The 21,633-nt window shown below is 71.1% G+C and carries 24 protein-coding genes; all 24 read left to right on the top strand.

All coding sequences use genetic code 11. From position 1 onward, the window contains the following. Positions 1-4: 4 nt before the first annotated feature. The 24 genes from mihF (at position 5) to lgt (ending at position 21,513) form a co-directional block, all read left to right on the top strand. Positions 5-319: an integration host factor, actinobacterial type gene (gene mihF, locus BJEO58_RS02760; RefSeq protein WP_101587536.1), complete on the top strand. Its 315-nt coding sequence runs from the start codon at positions 5-7 to the stop codon at positions 317-319. Next, a complete protein-coding gene (gene gmk, locus BJEO58_RS02755; RefSeq protein WP_101587534.1) occupies positions 316-876 on the top strand; it encodes a guanylate kinase in 561 nt (186 codons plus the stop codon). Before mihF ends, gmk begins: the two co-directional genes overlap by 4 nt. 66 nt (positions 877-942) lie before the next feature. Continuing rightward, on the top strand, positions 943-1,320 hold the full coding sequence (gene rpoZ, locus BJEO58_RS02750; protein WP_101587533.1) for a DNA-directed RNA polymerase subunit omega: 378 nt from the start codon (positions 943-945) through the stop codon (positions 1,318-1,320). Next, the gene (coaBC, locus tag BJEO58_RS02745) at positions 1,317-2,579 is read left to right on the top strand and encodes a bifunctional phosphopantothenoylcysteine decarboxylase/phosphopantothenate--cysteine ligase CoaBC (RefSeq protein ID WP_101587531.1); all 1,263 of its coding nucleotides are present in this window, start codon (positions 1,317-1,319) and stop codon (positions 2,577-2,579) included. Before rpoZ ends, coaBC begins: the two co-directional genes overlap by 4 nt. 9 nt (positions 2,580-2,588) lie before the next feature. Beyond that, positions 2,589-3,791 (top strand): methionine adenosyltransferase, encoded by a 1,203-nt coding sequence (gene metK, locus BJEO58_RS02740; protein WP_101587529.1) that lies wholly within the window; start codon positions 2,589-2,591, stop codon positions 3,789-3,791. Further along, positions 3,791-5,890: a primosomal protein N' family DNA-binding protein gene (locus tag BJEO58_RS02735; protein ID WP_101587528.1), complete on the top strand. Its 2,100-nt coding sequence runs from the start codon at positions 3,791-3,793 to the stop codon at positions 5,888-5,890. The genes metK and BJEO58_RS02735 overlap by 1 nt, the downstream gene beginning before the upstream one ends. Positions 5,891-5,917: 27 nt before the next feature. Beyond that, on the top strand, positions 5,918-6,859 hold the full coding sequence (gene fmt, locus BJEO58_RS02730) for a methionyl-tRNA formyltransferase (RefSeq protein WP_101587526.1): 942 nt from the start codon (positions 5,918-5,920) through the stop codon (positions 6,857-6,859). A gap of 83 nt (positions 6,860-6,942) precedes the next feature. Continuing rightward, entirely contained in the window at positions 6,943-8,316 is a 1,374-nt protein-coding gene (locus BJEO58_RS02725) for an RsmB/NOP family class I SAM-dependent RNA methyltransferase (RefSeq protein WP_257904195.1), read from the top strand. A gap of 9 nt (positions 8,317-8,325) precedes the next feature. Continuing rightward, a complete protein-coding gene (rpe, locus tag BJEO58_RS02720; RefSeq protein ID WP_101587523.1) occupies positions 8,326-8,991 on the top strand; it encodes a ribulose-phosphate 3-epimerase in 666 nt (221 codons plus the stop codon). Positions 8,992-8,994: 3 nt separating this feature from the next. Beyond that, complete coding sequence (locus BJEO58_RS02715) at positions 8,995-9,660, top strand: nicotinamide mononucleotide transporter family protein (RefSeq protein WP_101587522.1); 666 nt, start codon at positions 8,995-8,997, stop codon at positions 9,658-9,660. A 32-nt stretch (positions 9,661-9,692) separates the two neighbouring features. After that, a complete protein-coding gene (locus BJEO58_RS02710) occupies positions 9,693-9,956 on the top strand; it encodes a phosphoribosyl-ATP diphosphatase (protein WP_101587793.1) in 264 nt (87 codons plus the stop codon). 57 nt (positions 9,957-10,013) lie between these two features. Next, on the top strand, positions 10,014-10,862 hold the full coding sequence (hisG, locus tag BJEO58_RS02705) for an ATP phosphoribosyltransferase (RefSeq protein ID WP_101587520.1): 849 nt from the start codon (positions 10,014-10,016) through the stop codon (positions 10,860-10,862). A 148-nt stretch (positions 10,863-11,010) separates the two neighbouring features. Beyond that, on the top strand, positions 11,011-11,322 hold the full coding sequence (locus tag BJEO58_RS02700; RefSeq protein WP_180951800.1) for a PH domain-containing protein: 312 nt from the start codon (positions 11,011-11,013) through the stop codon (positions 11,320-11,322). Further along, positions 11,319-12,518: a CaiB/BaiF CoA transferase family protein gene (locus BJEO58_RS02695; RefSeq protein WP_101587517.1), complete on the top strand. Its 1,200-nt coding sequence runs from the start codon at positions 11,319-11,321 to the stop codon at positions 12,516-12,518. The genes BJEO58_RS02700 and BJEO58_RS02695 overlap by 4 nt, the downstream gene beginning before the upstream one ends. A 1-nt stretch (position 12,519) precedes the next feature. Beyond that, complete coding sequence (locus BJEO58_RS02690) at positions 12,520-14,022, top strand: carboxyl transferase domain-containing protein (protein WP_101587515.1); 1,503 nt, start codon at positions 12,520-12,522, stop codon at positions 14,020-14,022. Continuing rightward, complete coding sequence (gene hisF, locus BJEO58_RS02685; protein ID WP_101587513.1) at positions 14,019-14,792, top strand: imidazole glycerol phosphate synthase subunit HisF; 774 nt, start codon at positions 14,019-14,021, stop codon at positions 14,790-14,792. Before BJEO58_RS02690 ends, hisF begins: the two co-directional genes overlap by 4 nt. Then, complete coding sequence (hisI, locus tag BJEO58_RS02680) at positions 14,770-15,117, top strand: phosphoribosyl-AMP cyclohydrolase (protein WP_246076003.1); 348 nt, start codon at positions 14,770-14,772, stop codon at positions 15,115-15,117. Before hisF ends, hisI begins: the two co-directional genes overlap by 23 nt. After that, complete coding sequence (locus BJEO58_RS02675) at positions 15,114-16,661, top strand: anthranilate synthase component I (protein WP_101587509.1); 1,548 nt, start codon at positions 15,114-15,116, stop codon at positions 16,659-16,661. The genes hisI and BJEO58_RS02675 overlap by 4 nt, the downstream gene beginning before the upstream one ends. Further along, positions 16,658-17,152, top strand: coding sequence for a Trp biosynthesis-associated membrane protein (locus BJEO58_RS02670; RefSeq protein ID WP_144573829.1), 495 nt, complete (start codon positions 16,658-16,660; stop codon positions 17,150-17,152). The genes BJEO58_RS02675 and BJEO58_RS02670 overlap by 4 nt, the downstream gene beginning before the upstream one ends. 95 nt (positions 17,153-17,247) lie before the next feature. Continuing rightward, complete coding sequence (locus BJEO58_RS02665) at positions 17,248-17,508, top strand: HGxxPAAW family protein (protein WP_101587506.1); 261 nt, start codon at positions 17,248-17,250, stop codon at positions 17,506-17,508. Next, positions 17,505-18,290 (top strand): indole-3-glycerol phosphate synthase TrpC, encoded by a 786-nt coding sequence (trpC, locus tag BJEO58_RS02660; protein ID WP_101587504.1) that lies wholly within the window; start codon positions 17,505-17,507, stop codon positions 18,288-18,290. The genes BJEO58_RS02665 and trpC overlap by 4 nt, the downstream gene beginning before the upstream one ends. A gap of 46 nt (positions 18,291-18,336) precedes the next feature. Further along, positions 18,337-19,569 (top strand): tryptophan synthase subunit beta, encoded by a 1,233-nt coding sequence (gene trpB, locus BJEO58_RS02655; protein WP_101587502.1) that lies wholly within the window; start codon positions 18,337-18,339, stop codon positions 19,567-19,569. Then, on the top strand, positions 19,566-20,366 hold the full coding sequence (trpA, locus tag BJEO58_RS02650; protein ID WP_101587501.1) for a tryptophan synthase subunit alpha: 801 nt from the start codon (positions 19,566-19,568) through the stop codon (positions 20,364-20,366). Before trpB ends, trpA begins: the two co-directional genes overlap by 4 nt. Then, a complete protein-coding gene (gene lgt, locus BJEO58_RS02645; RefSeq protein WP_101587499.1) occupies positions 20,359-21,513 on the top strand; it encodes a prolipoprotein diacylglyceryl transferase in 1,155 nt (384 codons plus the stop codon). The genes trpA and lgt overlap by 8 nt, the downstream gene beginning before the upstream one ends. Positions 21,514-21,633 lie beyond the last annotated feature (120 nt).

The raw sequence follows: 21,633 nt of genomic DNA, 5'->3' as shown, positions 1-21,633 counted from the left end.
TGCCGTGGCACTTCCGCAGCTGACCCCGCAGGAGAGGGAAGCCGCCCTCGACAAGGCGTTCGCAGCCAGACAGGCGCGCGCCGAGGTCAAGGCGGCCCTGAAGAACGGTGAGACGACTCTTGCCGCTGTGCTCGAGAGAGCAGCGGCAGACGAATCTCTCAGCAAGATGAAGGTCCACGACCTCCTGCGCTCCCTTCCGGGTGTGGGCGACCGTCGTGCGACAGCACTCATGGAGGAGTTCGGCATCGCAGCCTCACGTCGCATCAAGGGGCTGGGTGTGCACCAGCGCGCCGCTCTGCTGGACCGCTTCGCCGGATGAGCCGCCTCACCGTCCTCGCGGGTCCGACCGCCGTCGGCAAGGGCACCGTGAGTGCGCGTGTCCGCGAGGCGTTCCCGGACGTCTGGTTCTCCGTGTCGGCGACGACACGCGCCCCACGCCCGGGGGAGGTCGACGGCGTGCACTACCGATTCGTGAGCGATGAGCAGTTCGACCGGATGATCGCCGAGGGCGAGCTGCTCGAGTACGCGGTGGTCCACGGACGCAACCGCTACGGCACGCCGCGCGGTCCCGTCGATGAGCAGATCGCGGCCGGGGGCTCGCCCCTTCTCGAGATCGACCTCCAGGGAGCACGGCAGGTGCGTGAGGCGATGCCCGACGCCCTGTTCGTGTTCCTGGCACCGCCCACATGGGACGAGCTGGTGCGCCGTCTCGTGGGACGGGGAACGGAATCGACGGTGGAGCAGCAGCGCAGGCTCGCGACCGCGGAGCAGGAGCTCGCCGCCGAGGCCGAGTTCGATGTCACCATCGTCAACCACGATGTGCATCGAGCCGCGGAGGAGCTAGTAGACTTGATGGGAGTCTCCCGACCCGCCTAGGGTCGGCACACCCATTCACCGCACGGCCCGACGGTCGTGCGCGCACCCGAACCAGAGGGAGAGTCAGTGGTACACACACCCGAGGGAATCACCTTCCCGCCGATCGACGACCTGCTCGCCGTGACGGATTCGAAGTACGAGCTCGTGGTCCAGAGCTCGCGCCGCGCCCGCCAGATCAACTCGTACTACGCACAGCTGCAGGAGGGCCTGCTCGAGAACGTGGGGCCGCTCGTCACGCCTGAGGCGAACGAGAAGTCGCTGTCGATCGCACTGCGCGAGATCCACGAGGGCAAGCTCATCATGCGTGAGCCCACGGAGGCCGACTTCGCTCCGGTGGCGGACATCGAGCACCCCCACAACTTCGCCTACGACGAGGCGTTCGGCGCCGACGCGTTCGCGTCTCCGATCTCTGAGGAGCCCGCACCGGAGGCCGGCACGGAATGAGGGTCGTCCTCGGTGTGACCGGGGGCATCGCGGCGTACAAGGCCGCACATGTGCTCCGGGGCCTGCGCGAGCGCGGCCATGCCGTGCGCGTGGTGCCGACCGAGGCCGCGCTCCGCTTCGTGGGTGCTCCCACGTGGGAGGCACTGAGCGGCGAACCCGTCTCCACCACCGTGTTCGAGGGCGTCGAGAACGTGGAGCACGTGCGGATCGGGCACGAGGCGGATCTGGTCGTCGTCGCCCCGGCGACCGCGGATCTGCTGGCCCGCGCACGCGGAGGCATGGCCGATGACCTCCTCACCGCCACACTTCTCACGGCCACGTGTCCCGTGGTCGTCGCGCCCGCCATGCATACGGAGATGTGGTTCAACGCCGCGACGGTCGACAACGTGGCAGCGCTGCGCGCCCGCGGGTGGACTGTCATCGAACCGGCCTCCGGCCGTCTCACGGGTGCGGACACCGGTCCCGGTCGGCTGCCGGAGCCCGATGACATCATCCGGACGGCCCTCGCGGCGACCGGACGGTCTGCGGCACCCGGGCCGCAGGACTCTCCCAGCGCTCACGGCCCACTCGCAGGCGCTGCGGTCGTCGTGAGCGCGGGCGGAACGCGCGAACCGCTCGATCCCGTCCGCTTCCTGGGCAACCGCTCCTCCGGGAAGCAGGGGGCGGCACTGGTCGCGGCGGCCGCGGCGGCCGGCGCACAGGCGACCCTCATCGCTGCGAACGTCGATTCCGGCGTGCTCGCAGAGCTCCCCGCCGCTGTGGCGGTCGAGCAGGTGAACACCACAGCAGAGCTCGAGGCGGCGTGCGCGGCGCATGCATCCCACGCCGATGTGATCATCATGGCCGCCGCAGTCGCCGATTACCGGCCCGCCGCAGCAGCAGAGCACAAGATGAAGAAGTCGGGTGACGACCTCACGATCGCCCTGGTCGAGAACCCTGACATCCTCCGCGGCCTCGTCGAGCTCCGCGATGCCGGACGCGCCCGCACGGGTCAGCTGCTCGTGGGCTTCGCGGCAGAGACCGGTTCGCACGACGGCTCAGCGGAGTCGCTCGCGCAGGCGAAGCTGCTCCGGAAGGGCTGTGACCTCCTCGTCTTCAACGACGTCTCCGGAGACCGCGCCTTCGGCAGGGACGACAACGCCGTGGTCGTCTACCGCGCCGGCACCGGCGGTGCGGAGGAAGTGACACGCAGCGAGGGGTCGAAGGCGGACGTGTCGAAGGATGTCATCGCCGCAGTCGCGGCCGAACGCAGTCGATAGGATCACCAGGTGACTTCTCCCCAGCTCCGCCACTTCACGTCCGAATCCGTCACCGAGGGCCATCCCGACAAGATCTGCGATCAGATCAGCGATGCGGTCCTCGACGAGCTCCTCCGGCAGGATCCGACCTCGAAGGTCGCCGTGGAGACTCTCGTGACGACGGGGCTCGTCCACGTCGCGGGTGAGGTGACCTCCTCCGCGTACGCGGACGTGGCGAACATCGTGAGGGACACGATCACCGGCATCGGGTACGACTCCTCCGACAAGGGCTTCGACGGCCACAGCTGCGGTGTCTCCGTCTCGATCGGTGCGCAGTCCTCGGACATCAGTGCGGGGATCACGACCTCCTACGAACGTCGTTCGGGCACGTCTGACGACACCGACCACGGCACGTCCCTGGGCGCCGGTGACCAGGGCCTCATGTTCGGGTATGCGGACGATTCCACGGACGTGCTCATGCCGCTGCCCATCCACCTCGCACACCGCCTCTCGGAGCAGCTGTCCCAGGTCCGCAAGCAGGGTGTGCTGCCCCACCTGCGGCCCGACGGCAAGACACAGGTGACGATCGGCTACGACGGCGAATCGGCGGTGTCCCTCGAAGCAGTGGTGGTCTCCACCCAGCACGCCCGGGACTACACGCACGCCCAGCTGAGCGCGGACATGCATGAGGCGGTGATCGGCCCCGTGCTCGCAGACTTCTCGCTCGACGCCTCCGGGACGGAGTACTTCATCAACCCGGCGGGCGACTTCGTGATCGGCGGCCCGATGGGCGACGCCGGCCTGACCGGTCGCAAGATCATCGTCGACACATACGGCGGGTTCGCCCGACACGGAGGCGGCGCGTTCTCCGGCAAGGACCCGTCGAAGGTCGACCGCTCCGCCGCGTACGCGATGCGCTGGGTGGCGAAGAACGTCGTGGCCGCAGGCCTCGCGAAGCGCGCGGAGGTCCAGGTCGCGTACGCGATCGGCCGCAGCGAGCCGGTGGGCCTCTACGTCGAGACCTTCGGCACGGAGCAGGCGGATCCGGAGCGGATCGCCTCCGCCATCCGCGAGGTCTTCCCCCTGCGTCCTGCAGAGATCATCCGCGCACTCGATCTCATCCGCCCCATCTACTCGCAGACAGCGACGTACGGGCACTTCGGCCGCACGGGCGACGCGTTCACGTGGGAGCGCACCGACAAGGCGGAGGCTCTCGCGGCGCTCGTCGGCTGATGGACTCCCAGCCGTCGCTCCTGGGCGAGGGGGAGCCCGCATCGGACGGCACGGGAATCAGGCTGCGGGGCGGAGCGTCCCCAGCCGCGGCGCGCCCCGTCGCGCGCGTCCTGCTCGAGACCGCCGTCCCGCACCTCGCGCGCCCCTTCGACTACGGCGTGACACAGGCACAGGACGCCGAGGCCGTCCCCGGCGTGCGTGTCCGCGTCCGCTTCTCCGGTCGTCTCGTCTCCGGCTTCCTCCTGGCGCGTGCTGCGGACACGGACGTGGCGGGGGAGATCGCTCCGCTCGAGCGCGTGGTCTCGCCGCTGCCGGTGGCTGACGACCGGCTCATGCCGCTGGTGCGCGAGGTCGCGGACCGCTGGGCGGGGTCGCTGCCGGATGTCCTGCGGCTCGCAGTGCCGCCCCGCCATGCAGCCGGGGAGCGCACGGCGCTCACCGCCGTCGCCCATCACCACGAGGAGCCTCCGCCGGTGCCGGGACCCGACGAGTTCCCGGTGCCGTCCGGAGCGCCCGCGTCGTATGAGGTCTATCTCGCGGCACTGTCGGAGTGGCTCAGCCCGACAGCCGTCGACACGGACCAGGACGACACGGTCCAGGACGACACGGACCAGGACGGCCCCCGCGCCGCGTACGCGCTGACTCCGGGGGGCGAGCCGGGCACCGGGTGGATCAGTGCGGGGCTGCGGGCAGCGGCGATCGCGGTGGCCGCGGGCCGGTCAGTCCTCTGGCTGGTGCCCGACCACCGCGAGCTCGACGCGCTGTCCGCCCGGCTCGGACCCCTGGCGCCCCATACCGTCCGCCTGTCGGCGGATCAGGGGCCGCAGGCACGATGGTCCGCGTGGGTCCGGGCCCACGGCGGCGCGGCCCGCCTGGTGATCGGCACGCGTGCCGCCGCCTTCGCGCCCCTCGACGATCTGGCGCTCGTCCTCCTCATGGATGACGGCAGCGACCACTACGCCGAGCAGCGCGCGCCCTACCCGCATGCCCGCGAGACCTGCCTCGTGCGCGTGCGCCAGACCGGTGCGGCGCTGCTCCTGCTCGACCACACGCGCACCGTCGAAGTGCAGCGCCTGGTCGAGTCCGGCTGGGTGGGGTCGATCGACATGGCCCGCGAGGACCGCAGGATGACGGCCCCGCTCGTCCTGCTGCCCCACGCCGACGGGGCTCCAGAGCGTATGCCGCCGGAGGCGTTCGAGGTGCTGCGGGGGGCGCTGGGACGCAGCAGGCGTGAGACCGCTCACGGCCCGGTGCTCGTCCAGGTGCCGCGTGCCGGCTACCTCCCCGTCGTCGCCTGCGCACGGTGCGGTGATCTGCTGGACTGTCCGCAGTGCGGTCGGAAGCTGTCCGCCGCCGGGGCCGGAGGGCCGTTCGCGTGCGCCGGGTGCGGTCTGCGCGAGGAACGCTGCCCGTGCCAGCGCTGCGGAGCGACCCGGGTGCGCGCGGTCGTCCGCGGCCTCGAGCGCACGGTGGAGGAACTGCAGCGCGCGTTCGCCGACGTGCCGGTCATCCGCTCCGGCGGAGAGGACATCGTGGGGTCGGTCGGCCCTCAGCAGGCCGTCGTCGTCGCGACGACGGGGGCGGAGCCGTATGCGGAGGGGGGCTACGCCGCGGCGGTGCTGCTCGACTCCCTCTGGCCCGGGCCCGGCCTGGACGGGGTGGGACGCGCCATCGCGCGCCGACTGCGGGCCCTCGCACTGGTCCGGGCGTCCGCGGACGGCGGCCGCGCGCTGGTGCTCGACGACACGGACATCGTCGTGCGCGTGCTCCAGACCTTCGACCCGGTCCGCTTCGCACACGCCGAGCTCGCGGACCGACGCTCGACACGGCTGCCTCCGGTCGTGCGGACCCTGCGCCTCACCGGTCCGCGCCGCGAGGTCCTCGACGTGCTCGGCCGGCTGACCGCAGAGCTCGGAGAGGGCATCCTCTCACCGCTGCTCGTCGAGGACGGCGAGGACGACGCGCACACGCGTCTGCTCGCCTTCGGGCTGACGGACTCCACCGCGGTCTCCGCAGCGCTGCGGACGATCGCCGTGCACCGGTCCGCGACCGGTGCGGACGTGGTCCGGCACGTCCTGGACCCGGTCAGCGCGCTCTGAGACTGCCGCGGCCCTAGACTGTCCGTCGTGAGAATCGTCTTCGCCGGTACCCCGCCCGCCGCAGTCCCGTCCCTTGATGCCCTGCATGCCGACCACGAGATCGTGAGCGTGCTGACCCGGCCGGACGCTCCCGTCGGGCGCAGGCGCGTCCTGACGCCCAGCCCCGTCAAGCACCGGGCCCAGGAGCTCGGCCTGCCGATCCTGGAGGCGGCGCGCCTGCGCGGCGACGTGCTGGAGCGGCTCGAAGAGCTCCATGCCGATGCCGTAGCCGTCGTCGCATTCGGCGCGATCGCCGGTCCCCGCGCTCTGGCGACGTCCCGGCTCGGCTGGTTCAACCTGCACTTCTCGCTGCTGCCGCAGTATCGCGGTGCGGCACCCGTGCAGCGCGCCCTCATGGACGGACGCACGCACTCCGGGCTCACCGTCTTCCAGATCGATGAGGGGATGGACACCGGACCCGTGCTTCTGCAGCGCTCCCTCGACCTGCCGGCCGCCGATGCGGGCTCCGTGCTCGCCTCCTATGCGGAACAGGGCGCAGGACTCCTCCGGTCTGCGTTCAGCCGCCTCGCGACGGGGGATTTCCACCTGACCCCGCAGGCCGGCGACGCGAGCCACGCGGCGAAGATCGATCCCGATGAGGCTCGGCTCGACCTGTCCCGCCCGGCCGCAGAGGTCCTGGGCCGCTTCCGGGGCGTGTCGCCCTCTCCCGGTGCCTGGGCGACGATCGAGGGCCGGCGGACCAAGATCGCGGGACTCTCGGAGGCCCGACCCGGGGACATCGCGCCCCGCCCGGGCGAGATCGCCGCGACCGAGGACGGAGTCGTCCTGGGCACGGGCGACGGGGCCGTGCGGGTGGCCGGCATCCAGCCCTTCGGCAGGCCGATGATGGACGCCTCCGATTTCCTGCGCGGCAGACCGGACGCCGTCTTCGACCTCGGCGACGACGATGAGCAGAGCGGGAGGCCATGATGAGTGAGCGCAGGAGCGGGAAGCAGAGCAGAGCCGGAGGGGGACCTCGGCGACGGGAGCCTGAGCGGCGATCGGCACGGGACGTGGCCCTGGGCGTCCTGACCGAAGTCGATGAGGCGGACGCGTACGCGAACCTCCTGCTGCCCGCGCGCCTGCGGGACGCGGGACTGGACCCACGGGACGCGTCTCTCGCGACCGAACTGACGTACGGGACGCTGCGCGGCCTCGGCCTCTACGATGCGGTCGCGGAGGCGGCGGCGGACAGACATCCCGCCGATCTCGACCCGCGCACCGCCTCGGCCGTCCGCATGGGCGTCCACCAGCTGCTGAACATGCGGGTGGCCGACCACGCGGCCGTCTCCGAGACCGTGGACGCGCTGCGACGGGCGGGCGGCGGACGCTCGAGCGGCCTCGTGAACGCCGTGCTGCGCCGTGTGTCCGCCCACGACGCGGACACCTGGATCGAGCGATTGACGGCCGACCGCGGCGCGGATGAGGCCCTCGCACTGCGGACCTCCCACCCCGCGTGGATCGTGCGCGCGCTGCGGATCGCCCTGCGCGGACACGGACGCGGGGGAGACGGACTGGAGGGGGCGCTGCAGGACGTGCTCGAGGCGGACAACGCTCCGGCGAAGGTCAGCCTCGCAGCGCTGCCGGGCCTCGCGGACCGGGACGGACTGACCGCGGTGGACGATCTGCCGGTGGCGCGTGCGGACCTGTCGCCGATCGGACTGGTGCTCGAAGCAGGCGACCCGCGGGACGTCCCCGGCGTCGCAGACGCGCACGTGCGGGTCCAGGACCAGGGCTCACAGCTCGTCGCCCTCGCACTCACCGCCGCAGACACCACTGCGGAACCGACCTGGCTCGACCTCTGTGCGGGACCGGGCGGCAAGACCGCAGTGCTGGGAGCAGTCGCCGCCGGTCGCGGAGGCCGTGTGCGCGCTGTCGACTCCTCCGAGCACCGGACGCGGCTCGTGCGCGAGTCCACCGCCGGCACTGCGGGCATCGTCGAGGCGGTCCACGCCGACGGCAGGACGGTCGGACGCGACCAGGCCGGGACGTTCTCCGGCGTGCTGGTCGACGTGCCCTGCACGGGCCTCGGTGCCCTGCGGCGCCGCCCGGAGGCGCGGTGGCGCAGGCGGCCCGACGACGTGGCGGCCCTGGCGCCCCTCCAGACGGAGCTGCTGCACTCGGCCATCGCGGCGGCGCGGCCCGGTGGGATCATCGCGTACTCGACCTGCTCACCGCACTGGGCGGAGACCGCGGGGATCGTCGATGACGTGCTCGGCGACGGTGAGGTGGAGCTGCTCGATGCGCCGGCGATCCTGTCGGAGCTCACCGGACGCTCGGCGGAGACCTTCGCATCGGCTGCGCGCGGAGGGGGCCGCTTCGCCCAGCTGTGGCCCGACGTCCACGGCACGGACGCCATGTTCCTCGCCCTGCTGGCGCGGCGCTAGGGTGGGTCCGTGGGCATTCACATCAATCCGAGCATCCTCTCCGCCGACTTCGCCGACCTCGCAGGTGAGCTGAGCCGCATCAGCAGCGCGGACATGGCGCACGTCGACGTCATGGACAACCACTTCGTGCCGAACCTCACGTTCGGCCCGCCGGTCGTCGAACGCATCCGGGACGTGTCGCCCATCCCGCTGGACGCGCACCTCATGATCGAGGACCCCGACACGTGGGCCCCCGTGTACGCGGAGATCGGGTGCGAGTCCGTCACGTTCCACGCGGAGGCCGCCGCCGCACCCGTGCGCCTGGCACGTGAACTGCGTCGGCTGGGCGCCCGGGCCAGCATCGCCGTGCGTCCGGGGACGCCGATCGAACCGCTCATCGATCTCCTGCCGGAGTTCGATCAGGTGCTCGTCATGACCGTTGAACCGGGATTCGGCGGTCAGAAGTTCCTCGACGTCTGCCTCCCGAAGATCCGCCGGATGCGCAACGCGATCAGCGAGGCGGGGCTCGACGTCATGCTCCAGGTGGACGGCGGAGTGTCGGCCTCGACGATCGATCGCGCGGTCGACGCCGGCGCGAACGTGCTCGTCGCGGGCTCCGCCGTCTACGGCGCGGACGACGCGGACGCAGCGATCGCCTCGCTGAGGACAGCGGCCGAACGCGCGCAGCGGGACTGACGCGTGGAGCTCCTCGACCTCCTCAACACGCCGGTGTTCACGCTGGCGGGGGTGCCGGTCCCGTGGTCGGACCTCATCGGCAACATCTGCGCGATCGCGACGGTGTTCCTGGCGCTGCGTCGATCGATCCTGTCCTGGCCCGTCCAGATCACCGGTTCGATCCTCCTGCTGAGCGCGAGCATCGGTGCGGGGCTGGGCGGCAACGCATCCCGTCAGGTCGTCATCATCGCCGCCGCGGTCTGGGGCTGGACCCGGTGGCGGCAGGCGAAGCAGGAGTCCGGAGAGATCAGGGTCCGCTGGGGCACGTGGACGGAGCGCGGCCTGCTGCTCGGGTTCCTCATCCTCGGCACCGCGGTCTTCGGCACCGTGCTCGCATGGGGCGGCTGGTCGTGGAACCCGTATCCGGATGCGTACATCTTCGTGGGATCGCTGGCGGCGATGGCCGCCCAGGGGCGCGCGATCGTCGAGTTCTGGTTCGTGTGGCTGCTCGTCGACCTGGTCGGCATCCCCCTCGCGCTCATGGGCGGACTGGTCTTCTCCGGAGCCGTCTACTTCGTGTTCCTGGTCATGGTCGTCGTGGGCATCATCGACTGGAGCAGGCGCTCACGGCAGCGGATCGCCTCGCCGTCCGACTTCTCCCCCGACGTCTCACGTGCGGACCCCGCATGACCGCCGACGCAGGACTGGACTACCCTGAACCTGTGAAGGACTTCGAGACCCTGTTCGCGGAACTGACCCAGAAGGCACAGACACGTCCGGCCGGTTCGTCCACCGTGGCGGAACTGGACGCGGGCATCCATCAGATCGGGAAGAAGATCGTGGAGGAGGCGGCCGAAGTGTGGATGGCCGCCGAATACCAGAGCGACGACGAACTCGCCGAGGAGATCTCACAGGCGATCTACCACCTGCAGGTCATGATGATCGCCCGCGGCCTCGCTCCGACGGACGTCTACCGACATCTCTGAGCGGTCGTCCCGCACCCAGCCGCCGCCGGTCATCCCACACCCAGGAGCCCCATACCCATGCTTCGCATCGCGGTGCCCAACAAGGGCACCCTCTCCGAATCCGCCACCACCATGCTGCGCGAGGCGGGCTACCAGCTGCGCACGAACTCGAAGACGCTGGTCAGCCGCGACGACACGAACGGCATCGAGTTCTTCTACCTGCGTCCCCGCGACATCGCGGTGTACATCGGCGAGGGGATCCTCGACCTCGGCGTCACGGGGCGCGACCTGCTCCTCGAGTCAGAGGCGGGCGCACTCGAGATCCTGCCGCTGGGCTTCGGCCGCTCGCGGTTCCACTACGCGAGCCCGGCCGGGACGTTCACGGACGTCGCGGAGCTCGCCGGCCGACGCATCGCGACGAGCTACCCCATCCTCGTGAAGAAGGACCTCGAGGACCGCGGGATCGATGCGCGGACCGTCAGCCTCGACGGGGCCGTCGAGGTGTCGATCGAGCTGGGCGTCGCGGACGCCATCGCGGACGTCGTCGAGACGGGCACGACGCTGCGCCAGGCGGGGCTGGAGACGTTCGGCGAACCGCTCATGCGCTCCGAGGGGGTCCTCGTCGCACCGCAGGACCGCCCGCAGCTGTCGGAGGCGGCTCAGGTCGTGGTCCGACGGCTCGAGAGCGTCATGGTCGCCCGCAGCTACGTGATGCTGGACTACGACGTGCCGGTGGAGAAGCTGTCCGCCGCAGTGGCGGTGACCCCGGGCTTCGAGAGCCCGACCGTCTCACCCATGCGGGACCCCGAGTGGGTCGCCGTGCGCGCGATGGTGTCCGCGGACGCCCAGCACACGGTGATGGACCAGCTGTACACGGCCGGAGCCCGCGCGATCCTGGTGACGAATATTGCAGCCTGCCGCGTCTGACCCCGTCGAGGTCGTGTTCCGCCCGCGGATGGTCCGTATTGTCGGGCTGGTCCTCGCTCCTATCATCGTCGTCAGTTTCACGGCGATGGCGGTATTCATCATCCAAGATGACTGGCCTGGCTGGAAACCTAGTCCTGAGGCGTACGCAATGTGGCTGATCGGGATAGGCGTCCTGTTCGGCCTCGTGCTCCTGCGCTTCGCCTCGATCTGCGCGAAGGCGAGCCCCGCAGGGCTCTTCGTCCGCAACATCGTCGCCACGCACCGCTATGAGTGGAGCCAGATCGTCAGCGTCTCGTACTCCGAGGCCCTGGGCGACTCGTGGGCCACTCTCAGCCTCTCCGACGGCACCACGTCCGCGGTCATGGCGATCCAGGCGGCGGACGGTCCGCGGGCGCGGGAGGCGACAGACCGATTGCGTATCCTCGTAGACGAGCACACCCCACCCGGAGGCACCACGTGAACATCCCCCACACCCCCCGCACCGCCGGCCCTCTCGCGGGAAGCGTCGTCGTCGACCTGTCCCGCGCGCTGGCAGGCCCCCACGCAGGTCAGATGCTCGGAGACCTGGGCGCCCGCGTCATCAAGGTCGAGAACCCCGGAGCGGGAGACGACTCCCGCAGCTGGGGCCCTCCCTTCGCGGGTCCGGAGGACGACCCCCAGTCGACCTACTACCTCTCCTGCAACCGGAACAAGGAATCGATCGCGCTCGACCTCAAGAGCGATGACGGTGCGGAGACCCTCCGCCGCCTCATCTCTCGCGCGGACGTCCTCATCGAGAACTTCCGCTCCGGTGTGCTCGACCGCCTGGGCTTCTCGACGACCGCGATGACGGAGCTCAACCCCCGCCTCGTGGTCCTGTCGATCACCGGGTTCGGCCACGACGGACCGGAGGCGAGCCGCGCGGGCTACGACCAGATCGCCCAGGGCGAGGGCGGCCTCATGTCGCTCACCGGATCCGGTCCCGACGACATGCAGAGGGTCGGCGTGCCGATCGCGGACCTGCTCGCAGGCATCCACGGCGCCTACGGCGTGCTCGCGGCACTGCTCGAGCGCGAGCGCACGGGCCGCGGGAAGGTCGTCCGCACCTCGCTCATCGCGGGCATGGTGGGCGTCCACGCGTTCCAGGGCACCCGCGCGACCATCGGAGGCATGGAGCCGCTGCCCGGCGGCAACCACCACGCGACGCTCGCACCGTACGGACTCTTCGAGTGCCAGGACGGTGCGGTCCAGATCTCCGTGGGCAACGAGCGGATGTGGCTGCGCTTCTGCGAGGAGTTCGGCATCGACTCCGCCGACCCCCGCTTCGCGACCAACGGCGACCGCTTCGCGAACCGCGACGCGCTCATCGCGGCCATCGAGGACGCGTTCTCCGCGTACACCCCCGAACCGTTGCTTCAGAAGCTCTCCGAAGCCGGCATCCCCGCGGGAGTCGTGCGGACGCTCCCGGAGGTCTACGCCTGGGAGCAGGCGCTGTCGCAGGGCCTCAAGATCTCCGCGCCGCACCCGACGATCGGCGACATCGACCTGCCGGGTCCGCCGCTGCGGTTCTTCGACGCGGACGCGTCCGGGGAGACGGAGACGACGGTGACCGAGCACCTGGCTCCACCGCGCCTCTCCGAGCAGGAGGCGACCATCCGCGAGTGGCTGGAGGGCTGAGGTGGCGAAGCGACTGAGCGCCCGTGAGCTCATCGAACGGGTCGTCGACGCCGGCAGCTTCACATCGTGGGACACGACGCCCCTCGTCCCGGCCGGCGGGATCGATGAGGCCTATGCGGCCGAGCTCGCGGCCGCCCGGGAGAAGTCCGGGGTCGACGAGGCCGTCATCACCGGCGAGGGCCTCATCCACGGCCGCCGCGTCGCGATCGTCGCGTGCGAGTTCCGGTTCCTCGCCGGGTCGATCGGCGTCGCGGCCGCCCACCGTCTGGTCGAAGCGCTGGAGCGCGCGACGCTCGAGGGCCTCCCGGTGCTCGCCGGACCCTCGTCCGGAGGCACGCGGATGCAGGAGGGGACCGTCGCGTTCCTCTCCATGGTGAAGATCACCGCGGCGGTCGTCGCGCACAAGGCGGCGGGGCTGCCCTTCCTCGTCTACCTCCGCCACCCCACGACCGGCGGCGTCTTCGCCTCGTGGGGCTCACTGGGGCACGTGACCGTCGCGGAGCCGGACTCCCTCATCGGATTCCTGGGCCCGCGCGTCTTCGAGCAGATCTACGACCGTGAGTTCCCCGCCGGGGTGCAGTCGGGGGAGAACCTCCAGCGCCACGGCATCATCGATGCGGTCCTGGGGCCGGACCGCATCCACGACACGGTGGCACGCGTCCTCGACGTCCTCATGGGCGCCCGGGAGGTCCCGGAGCGCGTCTGCGACCCCGAGTCGCGCCCGTCCGAAGCCGACGAGCGCTCGGCCTGGGACGTCATCACGGCCTCCCGCAGGCCGGAGCGCCCGGGCGTTAGGGACCTGCTGCGACACGGCGCGACCCACGTCCTCCCCCTGCGCGGCACCGGCCAGGGCGAGAAGGACCCCGGACTGCTGCTCGCGATCGCGAAGTTCGGGTCGGCCCCCTGCATCGTGCTCGGACAGGACCGCTACCGCCAGCACGCCCGTGAGCCCATGGGACCCGCGGCCCTCCGCGAGGCGCGCCGCGGGATGAGGCTGTCGGAGGAGCTCGGACTGCCCCTGGTCACGATCATCGACACGCCGGGCGCCGCACTGTCCAAGGAGGCGGAGGAGGGAGGCCTCGCGGGCGAGATCGCCCGCAGCCTCGCAGACCTCATCGCACTGACGTCTCCCAGCGTCTCCGTCATCATGGGCGAGGGCTCCGGCGGTGGCGCACTCGCGCTGATCCCCGCCGATCGCGTCCTGTCCGCCCAGAACGGGTGGCTCTCACCGCTGCCGCCCGAAGGCGCATCCGCGATCGTGCACCGGGACACGGACCACGCTCCGGAGATGGCGCAGGCGCAGCGGGTCCAGTCGGCGCAGCTGATGGCCGGCGGCGTCGTCGACCGCGTCATCGGGGAGCCCGTCGACGCGTCGGACGACCCGTCGAGCTTCATCACCGCGCTGTCCGCGACTCTCGAGCACGAGATCATCGAGCTCATGCGCACTCCCGCGTACCTGCGGGAGGGAGCGCGCGTGGCTCGCTACAGGAGGTTGGGTCTGTGAGCACTGCCGTGCGGGTCATCCCGTGCCTCGACGTCGACGCCGGACGCGTCGTCAAGGGCGTGAACTTCGCCGACCTGCGCGACGCGGGGGATCCCGTCGAACTCGCGCACCGCTACGACGCGCAGGGCGCCGACGAGCTCACGTTCCTCGACGTGACCGCGACGACGGGCGACCGCTCGACGACCTATGACATGGTCACCCGCTGCGCCGAGCAGCTCTTCATCCCGCTCACCGTCGGCGGCGGTGTGCGATCCGTCGAGGACGTCGACCGGCTGCTGCGCAGCGGAGCGGACAAGGTGGGGGTCAACAGCGCGGCCGTGGCACGGCCCGCACTGATCGGCGAGATCGCGCAGCGCTTCGGCAGCCAGGTCCTCGTCCTGTCCGTGGACGCCCGGCGGGTGCCCGAGGGCCAGGCCCCGACCGCCTCGGGCTATGAGGTCACGACCCATGGCGGCCGGCGCGGGACAGGCGTCTGCGCCGTCGCGTGGGCCGCACAGGCCGCGGAGTCCGGCGCCGGTGAGATCCTGCTCAACAGCATCGACGCGGACGGGACGCGGGCGGGCTTCGACCTGCCGATGCTGCGCGACGTCCGGGCGGCGGTGAGCGTCCCGCTCATCGCCTCCGGCGGTGCCGGTGCCCCCGAGCACTTCCCACCCGCCGTGGACGCCGGAGCGGATGCCGTGCTCGCCGCGAGCATCCTGCACTTCGGCGACACGACGATCGGAGCGATCAAGGAGGAGCTGGCCCGTGCCGGACACGAAGTGCGCTGAGAAGAGCCCTGCGACCCCCCTCGTCTTCGACGAGCGCGGACTGCTCCCCGTCGTGGTCCAGGAGGCCGCGACGAAGGACGTCCTCATGCTCGCGTGGGCGAACGCCGAGGCCGTCGACCGCACGCTGCAGACCGGTCGTGCGACGTACTGGTCACGATCCCGCGGAGAGCTGTGGGTGAAGGGCGAGACATCCGGCAATGCCCAGCGGGTGGTCTCCGTCGCGACGGACTGCGACGGCGACACCCTCCTCTACTCGGTCGAGCAGACCGGGCCCGCATGCCATACGGGCACGCAGACCTGCTTCACAGGACGGGAGCTGTCATGAGGCTCACACCGACCCGCGAGGAGTTCCGCGCCCGCGGCGCCCACCATCGGATCGTCCCCGTGCACACGACCGTGCTGGCAGACACGGAGACACCGCTCACCCTCTACCGTCGGCTCGCAGAGGGGCGACCCGGCGGGTTCCTCCTCGAATCGGCGTCGCAGGACAGGTGGAGCAGGTACTCGTTCGTGGGACGCGGACCGGTCGCAACACTCACGGAGGTCGACGGCGAGGCGGTCTGGCTGGGCACTCCGCCCGCGGGCCTGCCGACGGGCGGGGATCCCCACGCCGCGCTGGCGGAAGCCCTCCGCGTGCTCGCGACGGGTCGGAACGACAGCGGCCTGCCGCCCATGGTGTCGTCGTTCGTCGGCTACCTGGGGTGGGACTCAGTGCGGCGGTTCGAGAACCTCGGTCCGGGTCCGCTGCCGGAGCACCCGGTGCCGGAGCTCAGCATGTCCATCCCCGGCGATGTCGCGATCCTCGATCACTTCACCTCCCGCCTCACACTCGTGGCGAACGCCGTGAATGTCGATGGTCGTCCGGACGGGATCGACGCCGCGTACGACGCGGCCGTCGCCCGCATCGAGGGGATGCTCGAGGACCTCTCCGCTCCGCTCGTCCCGTCGCTCGCAGTGCACGACAAGCCGGAGCCGGAGGTGAAGGCGCGCACCCACCCCGATGACTACCTCGAGGCGGTCGCCGCAGCGAAGCGCGACATCGTCGACGGCGAGATCTTCCAGGTCGTGCTCGGCCAGCGCTTCGACGCCCAGATCGACGCCTCCGCCACGGACGTCTACCGCATGCTGCGGGCGTCGAACCCCAGCCCGTACATGTACCTCCTCGATGTTCCGGTGGCCGAAGGATCGCCGCTGACGATCATCGGGTCGTCCCCCGAGGCTCTCGTGACGGTCTCCGAGGAGACGGTCACGACGCATCCGATCGCCGGCACCCGACCGCGCGGCGCCACCGCCGACGAGGACCGCGCACTCGCCGCCGACCTGCTCGCGGACCAGAAGGAGCGCGCCGAACACCTCATGCTCGTCGACCTCGCCCGCAACGACGTGGCGAAGGTCAGCGCCCCGGGTTCCGTGGACGTCGCCGAGTTCATGGAGATCGAGCTCTACAGCCACGTCATGCACATCGTGTCGACCGTGACCGGTCGGCTGCGAGAGGGCGTCGACGGGCTCGACGTCCTGCGGGCGACGTTCCCCGCGGGAACGCTCTCCGGTGCTCCGAAGCCGCGTGCGCTGCAGATCATCGATCGGCTGGAGCCGACCGCGCGCGGCGTGTACGGGGGAGTGGTCGGCTACCTCTCGTTCACCGGCGACCTCGACGTCGCGATCGCGATCCGCACGGGGATCCTGCGCGACGGGCTCCTCACGGTGTCCGCCGGTGCGGGGATCGTGGCCGATTCCGATCCGCAGGCGGAGCTCGACGAATGCCACCGGAAGGCCGCCGCGGTGCTGCGTGCCGCCGCCGCGGCCCACACACTCCGGTCGCCGCTGGACGCGGCGTCCGCGGAGGACGGCTCGGGAGGATCCGCGTGACGAAGGGCAGAGCCGTCGTGGTCCTGCTGGTGCTCGCGGGCGCCGTCTGGATCCTCGCCACCCTTCCCTGGGGCGTCGAGGCGCCCGGCGCCGGCACGGGTCCGTCCGGGGTCGCGGAGGTGGCGGGGGAGGACGGGAGCGGTTCCCACCCCCTGCTGAGCGCGAGTGCGGCTGTCCTGGCCGTCGCGGCACTGCTGCTGGCGATGCTCGGCCGGATCGGACGCATCGTCGTGTGCGTCCTGATCGGCGCGGTGGGGGTGGGCGTGGTGCTCACCGCAGTCTCCTCGCAGGCTCCCGCCACGACGCTCGTGCCGACGATCGCAGCGGGCGCCGGCGTGCTCGTCGCCGCGGTGTGGTCCGCCGTCGCGAGCCTCGGATGGCGGGTCTCCGGCCGCTACGACCGCCAGACGGACACTGCCGCTCCGCAAGCGGACGACGACGACCCCGCAGCCGCGTGGGACGCCCTGTCGCGGGGCGAGGACCCCAGCTGAGCCGCGCGTCGCGACATGCGATAATGCACCCATAGGATCTCCAGGATCTCGAAACCCAAGCCGTGCGGGCCCACCCCCGCCAGATGAGGAGTGACATGTCATCGACAGTCCACAGCGGAGCCCCCGACCTCGACCGCGACGCGATCGACTACGAGAAGATCAAGGACCCCGGCCACGGCAACACTCCGGCGGCCTGGACCGGCGTGTTCCTCATGCTGCTCGGAGGCACGATCCTCTCGATCGGCTTCGTCATGGGAATCGACATCATCACGTACGTGGGCCTCGCGGTCTTCGTCGCCGGTCCGATCGTCGGCCTGATCATGCGCGCGGCCGGAAAGGGCAAGCCGCGTTCGTGACGGTCCTCGACGACATCATCACGGGTGTCCGCGAGGACCTCGGCGATCGCCGCCGGACACGGACGCTGGCCGATGTCCGCAGTGCGGCCGCGGACGCCCCACCGGCGCGCCCCTTCCCACCGGATTCCGACTTCGGACTCATCTGCGAGGTGAAGCGCTCGTCCCCGTCGAAGGGCGCGCTCGCGGACATCGCCGACCCCGCGGCCCTGGCCGCCGCCTATGCGGACGGCGGAGCCGCCGCGATCAGCGTGCTGACGGAGCGCCGTCGGTTCGGCGGCTCACTCGCAGACCTCGACGCGGTGCGCGCGGCAGTGGACATCCCGGTGCTGCGCAAGGACTTCATGGTCGACGAGTACCAGTTCTACGAAGCGCGCGCGCACGGTGCGGACATCGTCCTCATCATCGTCGCCGCACTCGACGACGCGCAGCTGCAGGACCAGCTGGCGCTGGCCTCCGAGCTGGGCATGGCGGCGCTCGTGGAGACCCACACCGTCGACGAACTGGCACGCGCGAGCGCGGTCGGGGCGAGTCTCGTGGGCGTGAACACCCGCAACCTCAAGGACCTGAGCGTCGATCCCGCACGGTTCGCCGCACTCGCGCCGCATGCCCCGTCCGGGGCCGTGCTGGTCGCGGAATCGGGCGTGAGCGATGCGGAGACCGTCGCCCAATACGCGCGCGCCGGGGCTCACCTGGGCCTCGTCGGCGAGGCGCTCGTCATCGGCGGCGACCCCCGGACCGCAGTCGCCGCATTCACCGAAGCAGGGCGGGCGGCGCGTCCGTGAGACGCGCGTGAGCGCCCGCCCGCACCACGCCACGAGGAGCGACCACATGATCGAGCAGTTCTCCCGTCCCGACTCCAAGCTCCCGCAGGGGCCGCGATTCGGCGAGTTCGGGGGGCGGTACATCCCCGAAGCACTCGTCCCCGCGTGCGAGGAGATCGAGGAGGCGTTCGGGAAGGCGGTCCTCGATCAGGAGTTCCGGGCCGAGTACCGCCGGCTGCTCGACGAGTACGTCGGTCGCCCCAGCCTGCTGAGCGAGGCCGCGCGGTTCTCCGAGCATGCGGGCGGCGCCCGCATCCTGCTCAAGCGCGAGGACCTCAACCACACCGGCAGCCACAAGATCAACAACGCCCTGGGCCAGGCGCTGCTCGCGAAGAGGCTGGGCAAGACCCGTCTCATCGCGGAGACCGGCGCGGGTCAGCACGGCGTCGCCACCGCGACCGCCGCCGCCCTCATGGGCATGGAGTGCCGGATCTACATGGGGGCCGTCGACGTCGAGCGCCAGGCTCTCAACGTCGCCCGGATGAACCTGCTGGGTGCTGAGGTGACCGCGGTCGAGGCCGGGTCCCGCACCCTCAAGGACGCGATCAACGAGACGTTCCGCGACTGGGTCGCGTCCGTGGAGAGCACGCACTACGTGTTCGGCACGGTCGCGGGACCGCACCCGTTCCCCGTCCTGGTGCGCGAGTTCCAGCGCATCATCGGGCTGGAGGCCCGCGGTCAGGTGATCGAGCGGACCGGAAGCCTTCCCGACGCCGTCGTCGCATGCGTGGGCGGCGGATCCAACGCCATCGGCGCATTCCACGCATTCATCCCGGACGAGGACGTGCGACTGGTCGGCTGCGAGGCGGCCGGTGAGGGCATCGAGACGCCCAGGCACGCCGCGACGCTGACGAAGGGCACCGTCGGAGTCCTCCACGGTGCGAAGTCCTACCAGCTGCAGGACGAGGACGGCCAGACGCAGGAGAGCCATTCGATCTCAGCGGGGCTGGACTACTCCGGGGTGGGCCCCGAGCACGCGTGGCTGCACGCGAGCGGTCGCGGGGACTACCGCCCCGTCACCGACGCGCAGGCGATGGATGCGTTCCGTCTGCTCTGCCGCACCGAGGGGATCATCCCTGCGATCGAGAGCTCGCACGCACTCGCAGGCGCCCTCGAACTGGGTCGAGAGCTGGGACCGGACGCGACGATCCTCGTCTGCCTGTCCGGTCGCGGCGACAAGGACGTGACGACCGCCGGACGCTGGTTCGGCTACCTGGACTCGGAGGGGGAGACGGCATGAGCACGACGACGCGAGAGGACCGCGGCAGCGCGGCAGCACTGGCCGCGTGCAGGTCGGAGGGCCGCTCCGCGCTGATCGGGTACCTCCCCGTGGGCTATCCGGACGTCCCCGGTTCGGTCGAGGCCGTCCGCGCGCTGGTGGCCGGCGGCGCGGACGTGGTCGAGATCGGCATGCCCTACACGGATCCGGGACTGGACGGTCCGGTCATCGAAGCGGCCAGCGTCAAGGCCCTGAGCGGCGGAGTCCGCGTGCGTGACGTGTTCACCGCCGTGCAGGCGGCGGCGGACGCGGGGGCCACGCCCGTCGTCATGAGCTACTGGAACCTCATCCTGCAGTACGGCGTCGACGCCTATGCGCGCGACCTCGCCGCAGCCGGCGGCGTCGGCATCGTCACTCCCGACCTCATCCCGGACGAGGCAGACGAATGGATCGCCGCCTCGGACGCCCACGACCTCGATCGGATCTTCCTCGTGGCTCCGTCCTCGTCCCCGGATCGGATCTCCGCAGTCGTCGAGGCCGGTCGCGGGTTCGTCTACGCCGCCTCGACGATGGGCGTGACGGGCACGCGCGCGGAGGTCGGCGGGAAGGCCGCGGGCCTCGTGGCCGACACGCGCGCCGCGGGTGCGCAGAACGTGTGCGTGGGCCTCGGCGTCTCGACTCGCGAGCACGCGGCGGAGGTCGCCTCCTACGCCGACGGCGTGATCGTCGGCTCGGCGTTCGTCCGTGCGCTGAGCGAGGGCGGCCCGGCCGCCGTCGCCCGTGCGGCAGAGCAGTTCGCGGAGGGCGTGCGTGACTGATCTCCTCGCATCCATCCCGTCACCCGCATGGAGCGGGTTCGACATCGGACCGCTGCGCATCCACGCCTACGCACTGTGCATCCTCGTGGGCATCGTGCTGGCACTGTGGCTCACGAACCGGCGCTGGCAGGCACGGGGCGGGACCGAGGACGACCTCTGGACCCTCGCCGTGTGGGCGATCCCGTCGGGCATCATCGGCGGTCGGATCTACCACGTCTTCTCGACGCCGGCACCGTACTTCGGGCCAGGCGGCGACCCTGTCGCCGCCCTCTACATCTGGAACGGCGGCCTCGGCATCTGGGGAGCCGTCGCGCTGGGTGTGCTCGTGGTCCTGCTCGTGTGCCGCAGGCACGGTTTCCGATTCACCTCGTTCCTCGACGCGGCCGCTCCCGGACTCATCCTCGCCCAGGCCGCGGGGCGGTGGGGCAACTGGTTCAACCAGGAGCTCTTCGGCGCACCCACCGATCTGCCGTGGGGGCTGGAGATCGACCGGACCAGCCCGACCTGGCCGGACCCCTCGCTTCCGGCGGACACGCTCTTCCACCCGACCTTCCTCTACGAATCGCTGTGGAACGTGGTCGGCTGCTTCGTGCTGCTGTGGGCCGGGCGCCGCTTCTCGCTGTGGCGCGGCCAGGTCTTCTTCCTCTACCTCGCTTACTACACGCTGGGACGCGTGTGGATCGAGGCACTGCGCATCGATGATGCGGAGCACATCCTCGGTCTGCGCCTCAACGTGTGGACCTCGATCGTGATCTTCGTCCTGGGCGCCGTGCTGCTGACGGTGTCCCGCAGGCGCCACGGCGGCGGGGAGGACTCGGCGTACACCGATGACCGACCACGACCGGAGGCGGATTCCACCGAGGCCGGCACGGATCCGGGCGCGCCGGAGCCCGCCGAACGCACTGACGACGACGGCGAGCAGCCGGCCCGCCGCGGCGGATTCGGATTCTTCGGTGCCGTGACCTCGGCGATCTCCATCGTTCCCCAGCTCACCGGACGGACTGATCGGGAGTCCGGTCAGGACACGGCGGACACGAACGACGCGCAGGGTATGAAGGATTCGCAGGACTCGGGGGATTCGCAGGGCACGAACACGCAGGGCCAAAACGCGCGGGGCCAAAACGCGCGGGGCACGACCGAGCCGTAGAGACAGGTCGTGCCCGGCCGGCGGGGCCTCTGTGAGAGAGGTCTCGCACGAGGACGCTGCGCGAGTGTCCGCACCGCGGTCCGATGCAGGTGGGGGACGCCGCCGGTCGACTAGGCTGAC

This window comes from Brevibacterium jeotgali (assembly GCF_900169175.1).
Taxonomy (GTDB): Bacteria; Actinomycetota; Actinomycetes; order Actinomycetales; family Brevibacteriaceae; genus Brevibacterium; species Brevibacterium jeotgali.
Note: the sequence above shows the minus strand (reverse complement) of the source record. Positions and strands in the feature narration are given on the sequence as shown.

Bases quoted from the DNA above. Each gene is read 5' to 3' on its own strand.
- gmk (WP_101587534.1), top strand. From the start codon at position 316: ATGAGCCGCCTCACCGTCCTCGCGGGTCCGACCGCCGTCGGCAAGGGC.
- coaBC (WP_101587531.1), top strand. From the start codon at position 1,317: ATGAGGGTCGTCCTCGGTGTGACCGGGGGCATCGCGGCGTACAAGGCC.
- BJEO58_RS02735 (WP_101587528.1), top strand. From the start codon at position 3,791: ATGGACTCCCAGCCGTCGCTCCTGGGCGAGGGGGAGCCCGCATCGGAC.
- hisG (WP_101587520.1), top strand. From the start codon at position 10,014: ATGCTTCGCATCGCGGTGCCCAACAAGGGCACCCTCTCCGAATCCGCC.
- BJEO58_RS02700 (WP_180951800.1), top strand. From the start codon at position 11,011: ATGTGGCTGATCGGGATAGGCGTCCTGTTCGGCCTCGTGCTCCTGCGC.
- BJEO58_RS02675 (WP_101587509.1), top strand. From the start codon at position 15,114: ATGAGGCTCACACCGACCCGCGAGGAGTTCCGCGCCCGCGGCGCCCAC.
- BJEO58_RS02665 (WP_101587506.1), top strand. From the start codon at position 17,248: ATGTCATCGACAGTCCACAGCGGAGCCCCCGACCTCGACCGCGACGCG.
- trpB (WP_101587502.1), top strand. From the start codon at position 18,337: ATGATCGAGCAGTTCTCCCGTCCCGACTCCAAGCTCCCGCAGGGGCCG.
- trpA (WP_101587501.1), top strand. From the start codon at position 19,566: ATGAGCACGACGACGCGAGAGGACCGCGGCAGCGCGGCAGCACTGGCC.